The organism is uncultured Hymenobacter sp. (assembly GCF_964242765.1).
Lineage (GTDB): Bacteria > Bacteroidota > Bacteroidia > Cytophagales > Hymenobacteraceae > Hymenobacter.
This window is the reverse complement of the sequence record NZ_CAXTBM010000036.1, coordinates 1-19,629: the sequence shown is the minus strand read 5'-3', so window position 1 is coordinate 19,629 and position 19,629 is coordinate 1. Positions and strand designations below refer to the sequence as shown.

11 protein-coding genes are annotated in these 19,629 nt (G+C 58.9%); 9 read left to right on the top strand and 2 right to left on the bottom strand.

Annotated elements, in window-relative coordinates; all coding sequences use genetic code 11:
- Positions 1-175: 175 nt before the first annotated feature.
- The 3 genes from ACFE7X_RS15335 (at position 176) to ACFE7X_RS15325 (ending at position 7,290) form a co-directional block, all read left to right on the top strand.
- A complete protein-coding gene (locus ACFE7X_RS15335; RefSeq protein WP_375436560.1) occupies positions 176-1,669 on the top strand; it encodes a RagB/SusD family nutrient uptake outer membrane protein in 1,494 nt (497 codons plus the stop codon).
- A gap of 222 nt (positions 1,670-1,891) precedes the next feature.
- Positions 1,892-4,735, top strand: coding sequence for a trehalase family glycosidase (locus ACFE7X_RS15330; RefSeq protein WP_375436559.1), 2,844 nt, complete (start codon positions 1,892-1,894; stop codon positions 4,733-4,735).
- A gap of 191 nt (positions 4,736-4,926) precedes the next feature.
- Positions 4,927-7,290: a GH92 family glycosyl hydrolase gene (locus ACFE7X_RS15325; RefSeq protein WP_375436558.1), complete on the top strand. Its 2,364-nt coding sequence runs from the start codon at positions 4,927-4,929 to the stop codon at positions 7,288-7,290.
- Positions 7,291-7,363: 73 nt separating this feature from the next.
- Here ACFE7X_RS15325 and ACFE7X_RS15320 read toward each other — a convergent pair whose 3' ends face one another.
- Entirely contained in the window at positions 7,364-8,224 is an 861-nt protein-coding gene (locus ACFE7X_RS15320) for an SDR family oxidoreductase (RefSeq protein ID WP_375436557.1), read from the bottom strand.
- Positions 8,225-8,385: 161 nt separating this feature from the next.
- On the bottom strand, positions 8,386-9,252 hold the full coding sequence (locus ACFE7X_RS15315; protein WP_375436556.1) for an AraC family transcriptional regulator: 867 nt from the start codon (positions 9,250-9,252) through the stop codon (positions 8,386-8,388).
- A 654-nt stretch (positions 9,253-9,906) separates the two neighbouring features.
- Here ACFE7X_RS15315 and nirB point away from each other — a divergent pair.
- The 6 genes from nirB to ACFE7X_RS15285 all read left to right on the top strand — a co-directional run.
- The gene (gene nirB, locus ACFE7X_RS15310; protein ID WP_375436555.1) at positions 9,907-12,405 is read left to right on the top strand and encodes a nitrite reductase large subunit NirB; all 2,499 of its coding nucleotides are present in this window, start codon (positions 9,907-9,909) and stop codon (positions 12,403-12,405) included.
- A 152-nt stretch (positions 12,406-12,557) separates the two neighbouring features.
- A complete protein-coding gene (nirD, locus tag ACFE7X_RS15305) occupies positions 12,558-12,917 on the top strand; it encodes a nitrite reductase small subunit NirD (RefSeq protein WP_375436554.1) in 360 nt (119 codons plus the stop codon).
- 33 nt (positions 12,918-12,950) lie between these two features.
- Entirely contained in the window at positions 12,951-14,270 is a 1,320-nt protein-coding gene (locus ACFE7X_RS15300; protein ID WP_375436553.1) for an MFS transporter, read from the top strand.
- Between the two features lie 38 nt (positions 14,271-14,308).
- Positions 14,309-17,824, top strand: coding sequence for a molybdopterin-dependent oxidoreductase (locus ACFE7X_RS15295; protein WP_375436552.1), 3,516 nt, complete (start codon positions 14,309-14,311; stop codon positions 17,822-17,824).
- Between the two features lie 42 nt (positions 17,825-17,866).
- Complete coding sequence (locus tag ACFE7X_RS15290; RefSeq protein ID WP_375436551.1) at positions 17,867-19,366, top strand: rubredoxin; 1,500 nt, start codon at positions 17,867-17,869, stop codon at positions 19,364-19,366.
- Between the two features lie 63 nt (positions 19,367-19,429).
- Positions 19,430-19,629: NAD(P)-dependent oxidoreductase (locus ACFE7X_RS15285; protein WP_375436550.1), on the top strand; the 200-nt coding region annotated here is incomplete at its 3' end.

Sequence of the window (19,629 nt, the reverse complement as noted above, 5' to 3'; positions counted from 1 at the left end):
GGTAATTCTTGATGATTGAAATTAGTGCTGCACGCGAGATTCCTCGTGCCTCGGAATGACAGGCTGGGTTGTTCAACTGCTCTTTGAATAGAGCCTTACGATTCAACTGACTACTTATCGACTTCCGCGCTACAAGACTGACCGTCAACCTCTTCCCTCCCAAGCTTCGATTGTCATGAGAAAAAAAATAGCTTTCTTTGGCCTAGCGTGTGCGCTGCTAGCTTCCTGCGACAAAGACTTCTTGGACCTGAGCCCCGCCTCGCAGGTGGGCGTCACCAACTTCTACCGCACCAGCTCCGACTTTACCAATGCCGTCAACGGGGCCTACTCGTCGCTGCAAGCGGCCGGGCAGTACGGCGAGTGGTACGTTTTCTCGGAAATCACCTCCGACAATACCACCAACCCGCTTTCCGGCTCCGTCACCGACCAAGACGAGTTCGACAAGTTTTACGTCCGCTCCACCAACCCCTTCCTGGATGCCCGCTGGAACAACAGCTACCAGGGCATTGCCCGCTGCAACGCCATCCTGGACCGCATCGACCCCATCACGATGCCCGACGCCCTGAAAACCCAGTACAAAGGCGAAGCGAGATTCCTGCGGGCGCTGATGTACTTCAATCTGGTGCGCGTGTTCGGCGACGTGCCGCTAGTAGTGAACGAGGTGAAGTCGGTTTCTGAGGGCTACACCCAGAGCCGGGTAGCAGTAGACCAAGTATATGAGCAGATTATCCGGGATTTAAGCGAGGCCGAAACGGCTTTGCCGGTCCGCTACACCGCCGCCGGCGACCTAGGCCGGGCCACCAGCAACTCGGCCAAGGCGCTGCTGGGAAAAGTGTACCTCACCCGCCAGAATTTTGCGGCGGCAGCCACCAAGCTCAAGGAAGTAATTGATTCGAGGGCGTATAGCCTGCTGCCCAGCTACGCCGAGGTGTTTCGGGCCGGCAACGGCAACCACGCCGAAAGTGTGTTTGCGGTGCAGTTCAAGAAAGGCGGCTTGGGCGAAGGCAGCAACTACGCCAACAACTTCGCGCCCGAGTTTTCGGGCACCAACGTGGTGCCGCTCGGCAGCACTGGCGGCAACAACATCGTGACCCCCGACGTGGAAGCCGCCTACGAAGCTGGCGACGTCCGCAAAGCCGCGTCGATGGCCAGCAGCTACACCCGCCCCGATGGCACCGTGGTGAGCGTGCGCTTCACCCGCAAATTTCTGGACGTGCCGGCCCAAAACAACGATTCCGACAACGACTGGCCCGTTATCCGCTACGCTGATGTGCTGCTTATGTACGCCGAGGCCCTCAACGAACAAAGCTTTGTGGCCGGCGGCGAGGCCTTCACGTACCTGAACCAAGTGCGCGCCCGCGCCGGTTTGCCCGCCAAAACGGCCGCGAATTCCGTGGCCGCCCTGCAAGTGGCCGATCAGGCCGCGTTTCGGCTGGCTATGGAGCAGGAGCGGCGGGTGGAGCTGGCCTTTGAAGGGCACCGCTGGTTTGACTTGGTGCGCACGGGCCGCGCAATTCCCGTCATGAACGCCCACTTCGCTCGCTACAACATCCGGGTTGGCAACCGCTTGGTGACGATACAGCCTTACCAGTTGCTGATGCCCGTGCCACAAAACCAGATCAACGTCAACCCTGGCCAAATCACCCAAAACCCCGGCCACGTGCTATAAGGGTGCTATTCTATCGGTCAGGCGGAGGCGCAGTCAAGCCAAAGCTCGCCGTTGGCAAACACCACTACCGCAATAGTAACGGTCATGCAGAGGCGCAGCCGAAGCATCTCGCTCGAATCGTTGAGCTAGTATGGCTGAGTCAGCATGCGAGATGCTTCGGCTGCGCCTCTGCATGACGTGCTGCTAGATGAGCTAACGCAGCACACAATCCAACAACAAGGCATGTCTTCACTTAAACGGATATTCGGCGCTTCACTTTTAAGTGGTTTACTGCTGGCTGCCTCCTGTCAGGTAAACCAAACGGCTACTGATTTTCGAAAAAATGCCGACCAGCCAGTTCTTACTATCCAAGGTGCCCAGTTACCCGATTCGGCTAGCTTAGACGCTAAGCTGTTCGCCCGGTTGCCCGGCACCCACAGCCTCAGCTTACCGGCGTGGGGGCCGTATTCCAAGCAGTACATTGGCGTTTCGCACATTGCTGACAGCGCGCGGGGTTTGCGTTTCGACCTGACGGTATTTCCCGGCTTGTACCGGCAGAAAGTGCTGGTGCCCAACGTGCTATTCGAATCCGGCTACCATCCCTGGGAAGCGGCCGCTGACTTGCGCTACTTTTCTTTTCGGCACGAGCTGGAGTGGAAAGACCAAGTGTACAGCGACATATCCTTTGCCCAGGCCGGCCCCAACGCCCGGCTAATCAGGGCGCAGTGCGTCAACAACACGGCCAACCCGCAGAGCCTAGTACTGCACTACATGGCCAGCCTTCACTACCCCGACGTGCGACCTACTGAAGTAGTGCTGCCCACCGGGGCCGTGTGGGTCAGCGCCCTCGACTACGCGGCCATGCGCTTCACCCAGCCCCGGCCGCAAGACAATCTCACCTACGACGGCTTCATCCGGGGCGAAGTGCGCGACAATGCCTTCGTGGGCGGCAGCGCCTTGGGTAAAGACTTTGGCCAGGACCCCGGCGACCAGGCCAGCTACCAGTTCACCTTGCCCACGGCGCACAAGCAAAGCCGCCTGCTCATCCGCTACCGGATTAAGAAAGGCGAAACCGCTTCCTTCCAACTGACAGGCGACATCAAGGCCCAAGTCAAGCTGCCCGGCACCGGCGCTATGGCGCTGCACGCCGTGCCGATAGGCCCGCAAGCCGCCGGCCCACACGCCTTTACCTTGATTTCCAACGGCCCAACTCCCGTGGAGATTGACGGCTTCGCGCTTGTAGACCAAGCAACGGCCGGGCAGGTAACATTCCAGCCCAGCGCCGAAAACCGAATTCCTGAGATTAGCAATGGGCCCACCAGTCGCAGCTTATTGCTCAAATACCCCGGCCTCAACCAGTATTACGGTTTGGCGTGGGACTTTCCTTCCTTCGAGATTCGCCAGCTGTTCAACGATGAGCTGGATATTTTCCTGCGCAAATACGTGCACGAACACGTGCGTAAGGAGCTGCACGGCAACGACCTGGGCCACTTCACCAATGTATTCGCCCGGCCCATTCCGGTGCCGCCCCATACCACGCAAACCATGTACGGCCTGGTTTGCTCGGGCACGCAGGAGGAAGTGCAGCGTCGTCTCCTTGAGTTTGAAGCCAACCGCAAGCCTGAGGAAACCTACGCGCGAGCCCGGCAGGGAATAGCCGCCGTGGCCGCCGCGCCGGCCGGCGAAACCTACCAATTCAGCCAACAGCTGATGCGGGCCACCACGCTCACCAACCTGGTGTACCCGGTCTACACCCAGCGCTCCTACATCAAGCACTACCCGCCGGGCCGCTGGTGGAACAGCCTCTACACCTGGGATTCGGGCTTTATCGGGTTGGGGCTGGCTGAGCTGGACGTACGTCAGGCCGTGGAATGCCTCAATGCCTACACCACCGCGCCGGGCCACCCGTCGGCTTTCATTCACCACGGCTCGCCCGTGCCAGTGCAGATTTACTTGTTTCAGGAGCTGTGGAACCGGACGCAGTCCAGGGAGCTGCTAACGTATTTCTACCCGCGGCTGCGCCAATACCACCGCTTTATGGTAGGCCGGCTGGGCAGCTCCACCATTCGCAACTTGCCTTCTAACCTACTGCGCACTTGGGACTATTTCTATAATTCCGGGGGCTGGGACGACTATCCGCCCCAGGTATTCGTGCGCCAGCAGAAACTCGAAGCCACCGTGACGCCCGTTATCAATACCGCGCACGGCATTCGGACGGCCAAAATCATGCGGCTGGCGGCCCTAGCCCTGGGTCAAACTGAGGACGTGCACGAATACGACCAGGACATTGCCGTGCTGAGCGCGGCCTTGCAAACCCACGCCTGGGACGAGCAAGCCGGCTACTACGGCTACGTGCGCCACAATGAGGCCGGCCAGCCGGTTGGCATTCTGCGCCACGGCAGCGGCGCCAACTACAATATGGGCCTCGACGGGGCATATCCGCTGCTGGCCGGCATCTGCACCCCCAGCCAAAAGCAACGCTTGCTCGGTCACCTTCGCTCGGAAAAAGGCATGTGGACGCCCATCGGCCTGTCGGTAGTCGACCAGTCGGCGCCCTACTACCGGCCCGATGGCTACTGGAACGGGTCGGTGTGGATGCCGCACCAGTGGTTTTTCTGGAAAACCATGCTCGATTTGGGCGAGGCCGATGAGGCGTTCAAGATTGCGCGCACCGGCCTGGACCTGTGGAAAAACGAGGTGGAAATTTCCTACAACTGCTTCGAGCACTTCCTGATTCAAACCGGCCGCGGGGCCGGCTGGCACCAGTTTTCGGGTTTGTCGACGCCGGTGTTGTCGTGGTTCGGGGCCTACTACCAGCCCGGCCGGCTGACGGTTGGTTTCGATGCCTGGGTAACGGAAAAGCAGTTTTCTCAGGATAACCGCCAACTCACCGCCACCTTGCAACTCAACCCCGGCCAACCCACCGACCAGCGCACGGTAATCGTCAGCCTCAACCCAACTCACCGCTACCAAGCTACCCTCAACGGCCAGCCCTGCGCAACTAAACTCCTATCGGCCGGAGTGCTCCAGTTGGCCGTGCCGGGCAATGTAACCGAGGCAAAGATTAGGGTGCAGACGATTCGTTGAGGACCGAGAACTCCAGAGCGTCCTTTTTGCGTGAGTTATTTCGGGCAAGCTTTCAGAACCTACCCAATACCCCGCCTGTCCTTCCGACGCAGGAGGAATCTGAGTTAAATCGTTGGAGAGCTTTATCCAGATTCCTCCTGCGTCGGAGGGACAGGCGGGGTATTCAAACAGATTTTAAGTAGCATAAACATATGCCGTACACCCTTTCCCTACCACTCGGAGGATTCACGAGCTGGCTAACTCATTGGCTGCTTACGGCCTGTTTCAGCTTACTAGGGTTAACCTTGCAGGCCCAGGCGCCGGGAAAGGAAATTCCTATTTCCTACGTGAATCCGCTGGTTGGCACGGCCGTCAGCACCACCGAAAGCGCCCGACGCCACAGCGAAGCCGGCTCCGAGCTGAAGGGGCAGACCTTTCCCGCCGTAGGGGTGCCCCACGGCCATACGCACTGGACCCCGCAGACCCGCGCCACCGAGAACAAGTGCGTGTCACCTTATTACTTTGAAGATCAGAAGATTCAGGGTTTTCGAGGCAGCCACTGGATGAGCGGCTCCTGTACTCAAGACTACGGCAGCGTAACCATCATGCCCCTGACCGGCCAACTGAAAATTGGCGCCACGGAGCGGGCCTCCGCCTTCAACCGTGCCACCGAACGCGCCACGCCGGCCCACTACGCCGTCACGCTGGCCGACTACAATATTCAGGCGGAAGTAACGGCCACGGCACGGGCGGGTCTACTGCAATTCGTTTTTCCGGCTACCCCCGAGGCCTACGTGGTAGTGGAGCCCAACAGCGACGAAGGAGAAGGTTACGTAACCATCAATCCGGCGCAGCGCGAAATCAGCGGCTACAATCCGGTGCACCGCATCTACCAGGGGCGGGGCCAGTCGGCCGGGTTCAGCGGTTACTTCGTGGCCGTGTTCGACCAGCCGTTTAGCAAGTACGGCACCTGGAACGGTGCGCAGCTGAGCCGCGCCAGCCAGCGCGCGCAGGGCCAGAAAAGTCCGGTGGGCGCCTTCGTCCGCTTCAACGCTGCCAAAGGCCTGACGACGCACGTGCGGGTGGGCCATTCCTTTACCAGTCTGGAAGAAGCCCGCAAGAATCTGGCCGCCGAAATTCCGGGCTGGAAACTGGCCAAGACCCGCAGCGGCAGCGAGAAAAGCTGGAACGAAACGCTGGGCAAGGTGCAAGTGAGCGGCGGCACGTCGCCGGAAAAGGTGAAGTTCTACACCGCCCTTTACCACGCCAACCTCTTGCCTCGCCTTTTCAGCGACGCCGACGGCTCGTATCCCGGCTTTGCCGACGACAACCACATCTACAAGGCCGAGGGGTTCGACTACTACGACGACTTTTCGATGTGGGACAGCTACCGCGCCGTGCACCCGCTGCTGACGCTGCTGGCCCCGCAAAAAACCGAGCACATGGTGCAGTCGTTGGTGAAAAAAGCCGAACAAGGCGGCTGGTTGCCCATTTTTCCGGCCTGGAACAGCTATACTGCCGCCATGATTGGCGACCACGCCACTGCCATGATCGGCGACGCGCTAATGAAAAACCTGGCGGGCGCGGTAGCGGAACCGGCCTACCGGGTTATGCGCAAAAACGCCTTCGAAGCCAACCCCAACCTGGCCGACTACCGGGAAGGCAAAGGGCGGCGGGGCATGGCCTCGTACCTGCGCTACGGCTACGTGCCGCTGGAAGACTCCGTGCCCGACGCTTTCCATAAGAAAGAGCAGGTGTCGCGCACCCTCGAATACGCCTACGACGACTTCGTGCTGGCGCAGGTGGCCCGCAAGCTGGGCAAGCAGAGTGACTACGAAACCCTGCTGCAACGCGCCCGCAATTACCGCCACGTCTTCGACCCGGCCGTGGGCTACGTGCGGGGCCGCTACGCCGATGGTCGCTGGATTAGCCCGTTCAACCCGCTGGCTTCTCGCGTTTCGTTCATCACCGAGGGCTCACCTTTTCAGTACACCTGGTACGTGCCGCAGGACGTGGCGGGCCTAATGAAGCTGATGGGCGGTGAAAAGCGCTTCCTCGGGCGGCTCGATACGCTTTTCGATAAGGGCTACTACTGGCATGGCAACGAGCCCAACCACCAGATTGCCTACCTATATCCCTACGCCGGGGCGCCCTGGAAAACCCAGGCGCGGGTCCGCACGATTATCCGGGAGGAATACGGCGCCGACCCCGGCGGCCTGAGCGGCAACGAAGATGCCGGCCAGATGTCGGCTTGGCTGGTGTTCAGCATGTTAGGCTTCTACCCGGTGTGCCCTGGCATGCCGTATTACGTGCTGGGCAGCCCTTCGTTTGGGGAGGTTGCACTGAGCATGCCCGGCAGCAAAGTGTTTACCATCCGGGCCGAGGGAAACTCGGCGGCCAACGCCTACATTCAAAGCGCGCAGCTCAACGGCAAATCCTTCACCCGCACCTACCTGCAACACCAGGAAATCCTGGCCGGTGGCGAACTCACGCTGCGCATGGGCCCGCAACCCAATTCCACCTGGGGCAGCCTCCAAGCCGACGCGCCACCTTCCTTAGGCCAAGGTGTTAAGTAAGGACTGCCGGTGTTAAGGCACATGTCGCCTGATGGTTAGATATAATCTTGGTGACAACGCGCCCGAAACGTTCTTACAGCTTGTACAGCAATTTTAGTCCTTCTGTCAGGGCTGTGGGTTGCCGCCCGAGTGCCGTTTCTAGGTCGGAATGGACCTCGGCTTCCTGCCCGTGCTTGATATCGGTCATAAACCCAATGGTTCGCTCAATGGCCAGCTCTGGCACTCCGCGCTCGTGCATGCGAGCCGCAAAGGGGACCGGCTCAACGGGCGTATAGGTTACCGTTTTCCCCGATAAGTCTGTCAAGACCGCAGCCACGTCGTCGAAAGAATACGCCTCACGACCGGTGAAGTGGTAAACGCGGTTTTCCCTATTTCTTTCCAGTAATACATTCGCAATGGCTTCGCCCATATCACTGCGCAGGGCGTAGGCTACTTTTCCCTGGCCCGCCGGCAGGTGGATGCCCGATTCTAGCACGTGGGGCCCGGTAAACAAGGGCAGCACATCCATGTAGAGAATATTGCGGAAAATAATATACGGCAACCCGCTCGCCTGGAGGTAAGCTTCCGTCTGGAAGTGCCGCACCATCAGTTGATTGGCCAGGGTGCCGGGGTCTTTCAGCGCCCGGCTCGTGTAGGCCAGGCACTGAACGCCCGCCCGCTTTGCCGCCTCAATGACATTGTAATGCTGTTGCAGCGCGTCGTCTTCGCCGCCGCCCGAGATAAGCAGCACCTGCTCAATGCCTTGCATCGCCCGGTCCAGGGAGGCTGGGTCGCTGTAGCTGCCGAGGCGGATGCTCACTCCCTGGGCTTGCCAGGCAGCGGCTTTGTGCTCGTCGCGCACCAATGCTGCCACCTGGCTGGCGGCCGTCTTTTGCAACAGCGTTTGCAGGACGGCTGTTCCCAACTGTCCGGTTGCTCCCGTTACTAAAATCATACAGTGAATTTTGCGTGGTTATCCCAACAACCACTACCGTACGAGCCGTCGTGATGGCAAGGGCAGAAGGTCTGGGATGGTGGCTGCAAAATTCACCGCTCAGGCCGGCCGGTGCCATAGCCAGAGGGCGGCACGATGTGGCCAAAAGGCGGGAGCCCCGTTTAAGTTGCTTGCCGATAGGCCGTGGGCGAAATCCCTGTTCTATTTTTGAAGAACCGGCTAAAGGCGAACTGATCGGCGAAGTGCAGGCTCGCCGCAACTTGCTGAATCGGGGAGGAAGGGTTTTGCAACAAGGTTTTGGCTTCTAACACCACGGCGTCGGCAATCCAGTCGTGAGCCGTTTTGCCGGTGGTTTCTTTGACTAGTTCGCTGAGATGTTTGGGGGTAACGCAGAGCTGGTCGGCGTAAAAGGCGACGCTCCGGACGGCCACGCTATGGGCTTGGACCAAGTGCCGAAAGGCCATTGTCAGCACCTGACTCCTGGTGGTACCCGCCGCCGGTTGATCATAGAGCGGGTCGTAGAAACTTCCTATCTCGTAGAGTAAGCCGTTGAGCAGGTTCTTGAGAATGTTGTCCCGCTCTCGGTGCGGGGTGTTGTATTTCTGCTCCAGAAACCGGAAAGAGGCCGCTATACTAGCGGCCGCGGGGGCCGCCAGGGGCAGCACGTAGGTAGGGGGCGCGAGGAAGAAGCGCAGTTTCCCGGAGTTAGCATTATTGGTGGTGATGAAGTCGCGGGTGAAGAAGACGGACAACGTTTCGTAGTCATCGGAGATGTGTTGCCATTGTTTGATCACCTCCGGCGTAGCCAAGATCAGGCACCCAGGCGTGACGACATACGTTTCCAGATTCGCTTGTAGCTCGGCCCTTCCCCGCAGACAAAGGCTGATCTTGTAATAGGCGCCGCGGTAAGGAAGGTGAAGGGGGAGCGGGGGCCTAGCCATTGCATAATCGGGGAAGAAGACCTCCGAGGGCGCATTGTTGTAGCGGGAAAACGCCTGGAGTTGAAAGGTCGGAATACGTTCGCTCATTGGGAGGAAGTAGCGGTTAGAGAAGGGGCCCCTTATCCAAGTAACCTGGGCGCGTTATTGTTGTGTAAGGCCCGCAAAATGGTGGATAGCGACAAGCCTGCTTCTTGCCAAGGTTAGCAATTGAAATACGCTCTGCTGCCTTGGTCACAAGGTCAGATACGGGCGTGACCAAGGTAGTGCGCCCTAGCATGTTCTGCTTACTGTGGCTTGTGAGGTGGTTGGGCAAAACGGGACCCAAAAAAGGAACTTGTCTTTCTTGCGTCATAGGGCGCATTCGGCAACCCAGCAAATACCGATGGGTGTAATGCCGCCTCCAACCCCAAGGCTCTGCGCCCAATTGATGAGAGGCGCTTGACGCAGGAAATGGCTTGCGCTCGGAGCCGTGAATCAAAATTGCTATATAATCATCGGTGGCGGGTATGAATTTGATAGGCATACAGGAATAAAAAACACTTTTTATGAAAATATGCCTTTGTAAATGGGGTCATATTTCTTAGACTTGTAGTTATACAACTGAATGCACTATGGTTTTAAAGGTCTATTCTTCTTAATGTAGATTTTTAGAAACTGTGCAAATACCGTCCTCTCCACAATTTCCCACCCATCTTTTAATCTGATTCCATCATGAATTCCTAACCGTAAGGGCTTATGGTAATGCAGCACCTTCCCACCGTCGTTGTGATAGGCAATGGCATGGTTGGTTACAAGTTTTGTGAGAAGCTACTCGCTAAAACCACCGCCTTCAATTTGGTTGTCTTCGGAGAAGAGCCCCGCGTGGCCTATGACCGGGTGCACCTGAGCGAGTACTTCGGCGGCAAAACAGCCGACGACCTGCTGATGGCGCCACTACAGTGGTACCAAGAACACGGCATCACGCTGCACCTCGGCGACGCAGTGCAGGAAATCGACCGGGCCACCCAAACCGTGCATTCGCGTAGCGGCCTTGTGCAGCCCTACGACTACTTGGTGCTAGCCACTGGCTCGTCGGCCTTCGTGCCCGACATTCCGGGCGTAGAAAAGGATGGGGTGATGGTGTACCGCACTATCGAAGACCTAGAGGAAATCAAAGCTTGCGCCGCCACCGCCCGGAGCGGGGCCGTGCTCGGAGGTGGTTTGCTGGGCCTGGAGGCGGCCAAAGCTCTGCTGGATTTAGGAGTACCGGAAACGCACGTAATAGAATTCGCGCCCCGGCTCATGCCTCGGCAGATAGACGCGGCCGGTAGTCAGATGCTGCAAACCAAGCTCGAAGCCTTGGGCTTGCAGATTCACCTGAGCAAAGCCACTTCGAGTATCGGTGGGGAACACAAAATAGATTCGCTGCACTTCGGCGACGGGTCCATCCTGGAAGTGGATATGCTGGTGATTTCGGCCGGTATCCGCCCCCGCGACGAGCTAGCTAAACTAGCAGGCCTGGAAGTGGGCTTGCGTGGTGGCATCGTAGTCAATGACGAAATGCAAACCAGCGACCCGCGCATTTTCGCCATCGGTGAGTGCGCCCTCCACAGCGGCATGATTTACGGCCTAGTAGCTCCCGGCTATGATATGGCCGAGGTAGTGGCCAGCCAGCTCACCCAAGGCGCCCGCGCCTTCACCGGCTACGACATGAGCAGCAAGCTCAAGCTGATTGGCGTAGACGTAGCCAGCTTCGGCGACCCGTTCATCGCCGAGCCGCACAGCCGTTCCATCGTGTTCGAGGATGCGCACAACGGAGTCTATAAGCGCATCAACATCAGCCCCGACGGCAAGCACTTGCTCGGAGGCGTGCTCATCGGCGACGCCGATGCCTACAACATGCTGCTGCAAACGGTGAACAACAAAATCGTGCTGCCACCGCACCCCGAAGACCTGATTCTAGGGGCCCGCGGGGGCGAAGCCAACGAAGGCGCGGGCGTGATGAGCTTGCCCGAAGAAGCGCTGGTATGTTCGTGCGAGGCCGTAACCAAAGGCGCCATCTGCGCTGCCGTAACCGAGCTGAACGTGACGTCGGTGGACGGCATGAAGAAGTGCAACAAAGCCGGTACCGGCTGCGGCGGCTGCGTGCCCATGGTCAAGGATTTGATCAACGGCACCCTCACCGCGCAGGGTGCCTACATCAAGAACGTGCTTTGCGAGCATTTCGACTACTCGCGCCAAGAACTGTTCGACTTGTTGAAAATCAATGATATCCGCACCTATGACGCGGCCCTCGACCACTTCGGCAAAGGCGACGGTTGCGAAACCTGCAAGCCCGCCATCGGCAGCATCTTGTCGGGTTTGTGGAATGATTTGATTGTCAAGCAAAACACCATTCAAGATACCAACGACCGGTACTTGGCCAACATTCAGAAGGGCGGCAGCTACTCGGTGGTGCCGCGCATTGCGGGCGGGGAAGTAACGCCCGAGCAACTGATGGTGATTGGCCGCGTGGCCCACAAATACGGGCTCTACACCAAAATTACGGGCGGCCAGCGCATTGACATGTTCGGGGCCCACGTGAGTGACTTGCCTGATATCTGGGAAGAACTTATCAACGCGGGCTTCGAGAGCGGGCACGCTTACGGGAAGTCGCTGCGCACGGTGAAAAGCTGCGTGGGTAGCACTTGGTGCCGGTTTGGCTTGCACGACAGCGTGTCGTTGGCCATCGAAATCGAGAACCGTTACAAGGGCATCCGCTCGCCCCACAAGCTTAAAAGCGGCGTGAGCGGCTGCGTGCGCGAGTGCGCCGAAGCGCAGGCCAAGGACTTTGGCATCATCGCCACCGAAAAAGGCTGGAACCTATACGTGTGTGGCAATGGTGGCTCCAAGCCACAGCACGCGCAACTGCTAGCCACCGACATCGATAAGGAAACCCTAATCAAGTACCTCGACCGGTTCCTGATGTTCTACATCAAAACCGCCGACCCGCTGATGCGCACCGCCACCTGGCTCAACAAGATGGACGGCGGTCTGGCCTACCTAAAAAACGTGGTGCTCAACGACAGCCTCGGTATTTGCGCCGACCTGGAAGCCGAAATGGCGCTGCTCATCCAGAACTACCACTGCGAATGGAAGGAAGTGGTGGAAAACCCGGAATTGCGCAAGCAGTTCACCCACTTCGTGAATGCCCCGAAGCTGAAAGATCCCACCATGGAGTTTGAACCCGTGCGGGGGCAAAAGATAGTCAAAGCGTGGTAGCGCCTTTTGCCTAATCAAAACCTAGTCGATTCATCTGGTATTGCTGCGCCCGAGGGGGCGCAGCCCGGTATCTAACCGAGTATTCTAGCCGAGTAACACTGTAAAGCAGTGCTTTCTGGTAGCAACCTCAACTCTCTAACAGGCAAAATTTTATGGAAACTACTGTCGATGTAGAATGGCTGCCCGTGTGCAAAACCACGGATATTCCAGTTGATGGGGGAGCCTGCGCCCTTGTAGAAGGCCAGCAGGTTGCCATCTTCAACTTCGCCCGCCGCGGCGAGTGGTACGCCACCCAAAACCTGTGCCCGCACAAGCAACAAATGGCCTTGGCTCGCGGCATGATTGGCAGCACCGGCGAAGCCTGTGAGCCTAAAGTTGCCTGTCCATTTCACAAGCGCACCTTTTCGCTGCTCACCGGCGAGTGCCTGAACGGCGACGAATGCAGCATCCAAACCTACCCGATCAAGGTCGAGGGCGACATAGTCTATATCGGCTGGACCGAAGCCTACTAGTGCATGCTTTAACCTCTACCTAATCTTTTGCTTATGGATGCCCCGCTTGCCAATCAGCAGCCCCTCAGCCACCTCAACATCTTCGCTACCAAGGGAGTGCAGATGCGTACGTTCCACCTAACCTGGCTTACGTTCTTCTTCTGCTTTTTTGGGTGGTTTGGGATTGCGCCGTTGATGCCGTTGGTGCGCGAGCAGCTGCACTTGGATAAAGGGCAAGTCGGCAACATCGTTATTGCATCGGTATCGGCCACTATTCTGGCCCGCCTGATTATGGGCAAGCTCTGTGACACGTTGGGTCCGCGCCTGGCGTACACGCTGCTGCTTGTAGTGGGCGCCTTTCCGGTGATGCTCATTGGCCTGAGCAACAGCTACGAAAGCTTTCTGCTGTTCCGCCTGGCCATTGGCATCATTGGGGCCTCTTTCGTTATCACGCAGTTTCACACCTCCATGATGTTCGCGCCCAACGTGGTGGGCACGGCCAATGCCGTGGCTGGCGGCTGGGGCAACCTTGGCGGCGGCATTGCCAACATGGCTATGCCCTTGGTGGCTGCCGCCTTCGTGTCGTTGGGGTACATCGATGAGGCCAACTCTTGGCGCTTGGCTATGGTGGTGCCGGGTGTGGTGCTGCTGGTAATGGCTTGGCTGTACTACAAATACACCACCGACACGCCGCGCGGCAATTACGCCGACATTCAGCGCACGGCTACTGCCGAAAAGCCCAAGGGTACGTTTCTGCTGGCTTTGCGCGACTACCGCACCTGGGTGCTGGCTCTGGCCTACGGCGCTTGCTTCGGTATTGAAATTACTATCGACAACGTGGCCGCTGTGTACTTCGTCGACCACTTCGGGGCGACTCTGGTGCTGGCGGGCATGCTGGCGGGCATCTTCGGCTTCATGAACATCTTCGCCCGCGGCCTGGGCGGCTGGGTCAGCGACCGGATGGGACGGACCTACGGCCTCAAAGGCAAGTGGCTGCTGCTAAGTGGGCTGCTTATTCTCGAAGGATTCGGCATTGTGTTGTTTGCGGTGGCTCCGAGCTTACCATTGGCCATTGCCGCCATGCTGTTGTTTGCCTTGTTCCTGAAAATGGCCAATGGCTGCACGTACTCCATTGTGCCGTTCGTCAACAAAAAAGCCATGGGCAGCGTGAGCGGCGTGGTGGGCGCGGGCGGCAACCTGGGCGCCATGCTGGTCGGCTTCCTGTTCAAATCTTCGGCTATCACCTACAGCACGGCCTTCCTCTATATCGGGTTGGGCGTAGCCGCCGTGGGTGGGTTGGTACTGCTGGTGCGACTCGTGCGCAAGGAAATCGGCGAAGTTGCCCCGGAGTCGCTCACGCTGGCTCGCGTGTAAGCAGCGGGCTCAATATCTGAAAGTTAAACCACGTGCCTATGTCTTTGCCTTCCGCCGCTACTCCTTCCATCTGCTGCTACTGCGGCGTGGGCTGCGGGGTGCTGGTCAAGCCGGAAAAAAACGGCGACGTATCCGTAGTAGGTAACCCCGACTACCCTGTCAACCGCGGCGCATTGTGCAGCAAGGGCCTCAACCTGCAATACACCGTCAACGACCGCAGCGACCGGCTACTGTACCCTCAGATGCGCTACAGCAAAAGCCGCCCGTTGCAGCAAGTAAGCTGGGATGACGCCTTAGAGCGCACGGCTGCCGTGTTCAAGACCTTCATACAGCAGTATGGCCCCGAGTCGGTAGCTTTCTATGCCTCGGGGCAGTGTTTGACTGAAGAGTACTACGTCATCAACAAGCTGATGAAAGGCTTCATCGGCAGCAACAACCTCGACACCAATTCGCGCCTGTGCATGAGCAGCGCGGTAGTGGGCTACAAGATGGCCTTGGGCGAGGACAGCGTGCCAGTGTGCTACGATGACATTGAACTCGCTGACTGTCTGTTGGTAACGGGTGCTAACCCGGCCTGGTGCCACCCCATTCTGTGGCGGCGCGTGGAAGCGCACAAGGCCGCTAACCCGACCACTAAAATCATTGTGGTGGACCCCCGCGTGACGGACACCTGCGCGCTGGCCGATGTGCATCTGCAACTGATTCCCGGCACCGATGTGGTGCTGAACCAAGCGTTGGCGCGGGCGCTGATCGAAAACGGCGACATCGACTTATCTTTTATTGAACAACACGCCGAAGGCTTCGAGGAATATCAGCGCCTCGCGTTCGAGCGCACGGTGGCCGAAGCAGCGCAACTGTGCGGCGTACCTGAGGGCGATATCCGACTGGCAGCCCACTACATAGGGGCCGCTAAAGGTTTCCTGTCGATGTGGACGATGGGGCTCAACCAGAGCGTGGTAGGCGTCGACAAGAATTTGAGCTTGCTGAACCTGCACCTTATTACGGGGCAGATTGGCAAGCCTGGCGCGGGGCCGCTTTCCCTCACGGGGCAGCCCAACGCCATGGGTGGGCGCGAAGTAGGCGGCCTTTCCAACTTACTGCCCGCCCACCGCAACCTAGCCAACCCTGCCCACCGGGCCGAGGTGCAGCAGTTCTGGGGCAGCGGCCCCCTGGCCGAAAAGCCCGGCTTCACGGCCACCGAGATGTTTGAAGCCCTGGAAGATGGCCGCCTCAAAGCCATCTGGATTATCTGCACCAACCCGCTGACCAGCTTGCCCAACGTGCGCCAGGCCGAAGCGGCGCTGGCCAAAGCGAAATTCGTGGTGGTGCAAGACATCAGCAACAAGTCCGAAACCCTGGCCTACGCCGACGTGGTGCTGCCTGCCGCCGCCTGGGCCGAGAAAGAAGGCACCATGACCAATTCCGAGCGGCGCATTAGCTACCTACCGAAAGTGGTGGACGCCCCCGGCCAAGCCTTGCCCGACGCCGAAATTATCTGCCGCTTTGCGCGAGCCATGGGTTTTGCTGGCTTCGACTTCGCCAATGCCGAAGCCATCTATCAAGAACACACTCGCCTAACCACCGGCACCACGCTCGATATTACCGGGCTCAACTACAGTATTCTGCGCGAGCGGGGTTCGGTGCAGTGGCCCTATCGCTCCGGGCAGACTATGTCGGGCACCGCTCGCCTCTTCACCGACCAGCAGTTCTACACCGATTCAGGCCGCGCTATGATTCATCCGGTGGCGGCTGTATTCCGCAGCGAAGCGCCCGACGAGACGTACCCGTTCATCCTCACCACCGGCCGCATCCGGGACCAGTGGCACACGATGACCAAAACAGGCAAAGTCAGCAAGCTTACTCAGCACACGCCGCAGGCTTTCCTGGAACTGAATGCGCAGGATGCGGCCACCCTGGAAATAAGGGGAGGCGACCTAGTGACGGTCCAGTCGCGCCGAGGCAGCGTGCGGGTAGCGGCGCGCCTGACGACTAATATCCGGCCGGGGGTGGTGTTCTTGCCCATGCACTGGGGTAAAATCCTGGGCTCGGACTTGCACCGCGCCAACAACGTCACCTCGGGCGCGGTGGACCCGATTTCTAAGGAGCCGGATTTCAAATTCTGCGCCGTGCAGCTCGAAAAGTACCGCAAGCCCAAGCAGCGCGTTGTGGTGGTGGGTGCCGGAGCCGGGGCCTATGGCTTCGTGAAATCGTACCGCGAGCTTAACCAAGAAGACGACATCACCATCTTCAGCAAAGAGGACTTTCCATTCTACAACCGGGTGATGCTGCCCGACTACATCAGCGGCCACCAGGACTGGGCGCAGCTGGTGAAAATGCAAGACGAAGAAGAGCCTACTTACAACATCCGCTTGCTGCGCGGTGTGAGCGTGGAGCACGTAAACCGGGCCGAGAAGTATGTAATAGACTCGCGCGGCCAACGCACCCCTTACGACGTGCTGATTATGGCCACCGGCAGCCGCGCAGCCGTGCCCCGCAACGTGCCTTCGCTGCCCGGCATATTTACGATGCGCAGCCGCACCGACGCCGACAACTTCAAAAACCACTTGCCCGCCCGGGAGGCCCATGTTGTAATAGTAGGTGGAGGCTTGCTCGGGCTGGAAATGGCGGCTTCCCTGCGCGAAGTGGGTACCAAAGTATCCATCATCCAGCGCATATCCCGCTTTTTGGACCGCCAGCTCGACCCCCTAGGCAGCCAGATGCTGCAAGAGGAAATGCTGGATCAAGGCTGTGATCTGTACTTCAACGACGAAGTCGAGCTCTACTACGGCCGCTCCCGCCTCACGGGCGTGGGCTTGAAAAGTGGCCGTCGTCTGGAGTGCGACGCCCTAATTTTGGCCATCGGGACGGTACCCAACCTGGAGTTGGCCCGGGAGTGCGGTCTGGAGTGTCGGCGCGGTGTAGTGGTGAACGAGCGGCTGCAAACCAGCGACCCAAGCGTGTACGCCCTCGGGGAGATTGCCGAGTTTCAGGGCGTGCTCTACGGCATCACGGCGGCAGCTGAGCAGCAGGCTGCCGTAGTGGCGCGTTCCCTCAGTGGCGACGTGGGCAGCCGCTACCAAGGCAGTACGTTCATGAACATCATCAAAATTCACGGCTTTGACTTGTGCAGCATTGGCCTGCCCGAGTGCCCCGACCCGGTGTACTACGAGGAAATTGTCTTTATCGACAAGGCGCAGCGCTACTATAAGAAGTGCATCATCCACCAAGACCGGTTGGTAGGCGCCATTCTGATTGGTGACAAAACCGAATTCCAGGAGTTTCGGGAATTAATAGCCAACAAAACCGAGCTCAGCGACAAGCGCCTGCAGCTGCTGCGGAGCGGCCGCACGGCTGCCCCCGTGCTTGGCAAACTGGTGTGTAGTTGCAACAACGTGGGAGCCGACAATTTGCGCCAAGCCATAGCCGCCGGTTGCGATACGCTCAAAGAGCTTTGCGCTACCACGGGCGCGGGCACCGGCTGCGGCTCATGTCGGCCCGAAGTCCAACAAATTCTAGCAACGGAACTGGCTGTATTAATTCCTGTCGCGAGTTAAGATGATGCCCTTTTAGCAGTAGATACTTCCGCTTCGTTTCATATGCAGTCCACTGATTCCTCGCTTTCTATAGTCGCCGTAAACTTGCCAGGAGGTATAGTGCCAGCCGGCGACTTGCTGGCCGTGCTGGCCGCGGCCGAAGCGGCGGGAATCGAGCAGGTGCAGCTGGGGCACCGGCAGCAGTTGCTACTGTCCGTGGAGAAGCCGCGGCGTAAGGCGCTGTTGCAGGCCTTGACGGTGGCGGGCGTGCTGGCCGAACTGGAGCCTGAACTGCATCCCAACATCGTCAGCTCTTACGTGGGCGAGGACGTGTTCTATAACGCGGCCTGGCTGCGCGAAGGGGTCTACAAGGACATTCTGGATTTGTTTGATTACCGGCCCCGGCTGAAAATCAACTTGGTGGACAGCCGCCAGACCTTCGTGCCGCTCTTCACGGGGCACCTCAACTTTATTGCCGCTGACACTAGTAACTATTGGCACTTGTACGTGCGCTTCCCCCGCACGGGTCACCTCTACGCGTGGCCGCATCTGGTGTATTCCGAAGACGTGCCGGTGGTAAGTGCGGCCGTGGAGCGGGTGCTGCTCGCTCAACCAACGCAATTCACCGGTTCGCCGGCCGCCGCTGGGGAGCAACTGCACGCGCAAGTGAGTGCCGTGCAACCGTTGGGGCAGCGGCTTGTGGCCGGGCCTTTGGTGTTGCCGCCTTTTATGCTGCCGTATTATGAGGGCTTCAACCGCAGCGGACAGCAATTGTGGCTCGGCATCTACCGGCGCAACGAGTTGTTTACGGTGGCTTTTTTGCAGGACTTATGCCGCGTGTGTTTGCAGACGCGCGTTGGGCAACTCTGCACGACGTCCTGGAAGTCGTTGATAGTGAAAGGCATTGCGCCCACTGATCGGGCGCTGTGGGATGCCGTACTTTGCCGCCACCGCGTGAATGTGCGGCACGCGGCCAACGAGCTGAACTGGCAGGTGGAAGACAACTGCCCCGCCGGGCTGGCTCTTAAGCACGAACTGGTCCGCTACCTCAACGACGAAGATGTGCGCACCTACCAGTTGTGCTTTGCCATCAAAACGCAGCCCCAAACCGGGCTTTTCGGTTCCATCATCATCCGCACACAGCAAGGGCGCGGCACCGAGTTGTACGAAATCCTGCATACCCGCGACTTCAACCCCAATTCCCGCGACTTTGTGCTGTTTCGCCAGCATGTGCGCCGCGACCGGCTAGGGTGGTATTTGGCCGAACTCTGCCGTCTTTTCTATGAGCAAGCAGGGGCAATTTATGAGGAACCAGCCAGTGAAAACCCCGCGCCGGCTATCGACCAAACAGTGGTTTCCGCCGCTTTGCTGCCGCGTTGCCGCCAATGCCTTACCGTATATGACGTAACTTACGGGGACCCGGAGCAGGGAGTAGCGGCCGGTACGCCGTGGAATGCGCTACCCAATTATCATTGCCCGACCTGCGAAGCGCCTGCCGCTGATTTCGAGCTCTGGGAAGAACCGACGGCAGTAGGACGGGAAGCTAGTGGCGTGCCGATTTAGGCAGCCTGCTCAGTTTAGTTTCTAGTTTATTTCACTTTCAGTCAATCTGTTTCACTCTATCACATGCCTGCCCCACCCGTTGCCAATCCGCTTTTTCCGGTTTTCCTCAAGCTTGAGCAGCTGCGCGTGCTGCTGGTGGGCGGCGGCAACGTGGGGTTGGAAAAGCTCACCGCCATTTTGCGCAGCAGCCCGGCCACGGCCGTGACGGTGGTGAGTCTTACTTTTCTGCCCGCACTACGGGAGTTAGCGGCTCGCTTTCCGGC

Excerpts from the sequence above, each read along its gene's own strand:
- ACFE7X_RS15335 (WP_375436560.1), top strand. The coding sequence starts at position 176 with ATGAGAAAAAAAATAGCTTTCTTTGGCCTAGCGTGTGCGCTGCTAGCT.
- ACFE7X_RS15330 (WP_375436559.1), top strand. The coding sequence starts at position 1,892 with ATGTCTTCACTTAAACGGATATTCGGCGCTTCACTTTTAAGTGGTTTA.
- ACFE7X_RS15325 (WP_375436558.1), top strand. The coding sequence starts at position 4,927 with ATGCCGTACACCCTTTCCCTACCACTCGGAGGATTCACGAGCTGGCTA.
- ACFE7X_RS15320 (WP_375436557.1), bottom strand. The coding sequence starts at position 8,224 with ATGATTTTAGTAACGGGAGCAACCGGACAGTTGGGAACAGCCGTCCTG.
- ACFE7X_RS15315 (WP_375436556.1), bottom strand. The coding sequence starts at position 9,252 with ATGAGCGAACGTATTCCGACCTTTCAACTCCAGGCGTTTTCCCGCTAC.
- nirB (WP_375436555.1), top strand. The coding sequence starts at position 9,907 with ATGCAGCACCTTCCCACCGTCGTTGTGATAGGCAATGGCATGGTTGGT.
- nirD (WP_375436554.1), top strand. The coding sequence starts at position 12,558 with ATGGAAACTACTGTCGATGTAGAATGGCTGCCCGTGTGCAAAACCACG.
- ACFE7X_RS15300 (WP_375436553.1), top strand. The coding sequence starts at position 12,951 with ATGGATGCCCCGCTTGCCAATCAGCAGCCCCTCAGCCACCTCAACATC.
- ACFE7X_RS15295 (WP_375436552.1), top strand. The coding sequence starts at position 14,309 with ATGTCTTTGCCTTCCGCCGCTACTCCTTCCATCTGCTGCTACTGCGGC.
- ACFE7X_RS15290 (WP_375436551.1), top strand. The coding sequence starts at position 17,867 with ATGCAGTCCACTGATTCCTCGCTTTCTATAGTCGCCGTAAACTTGCCA.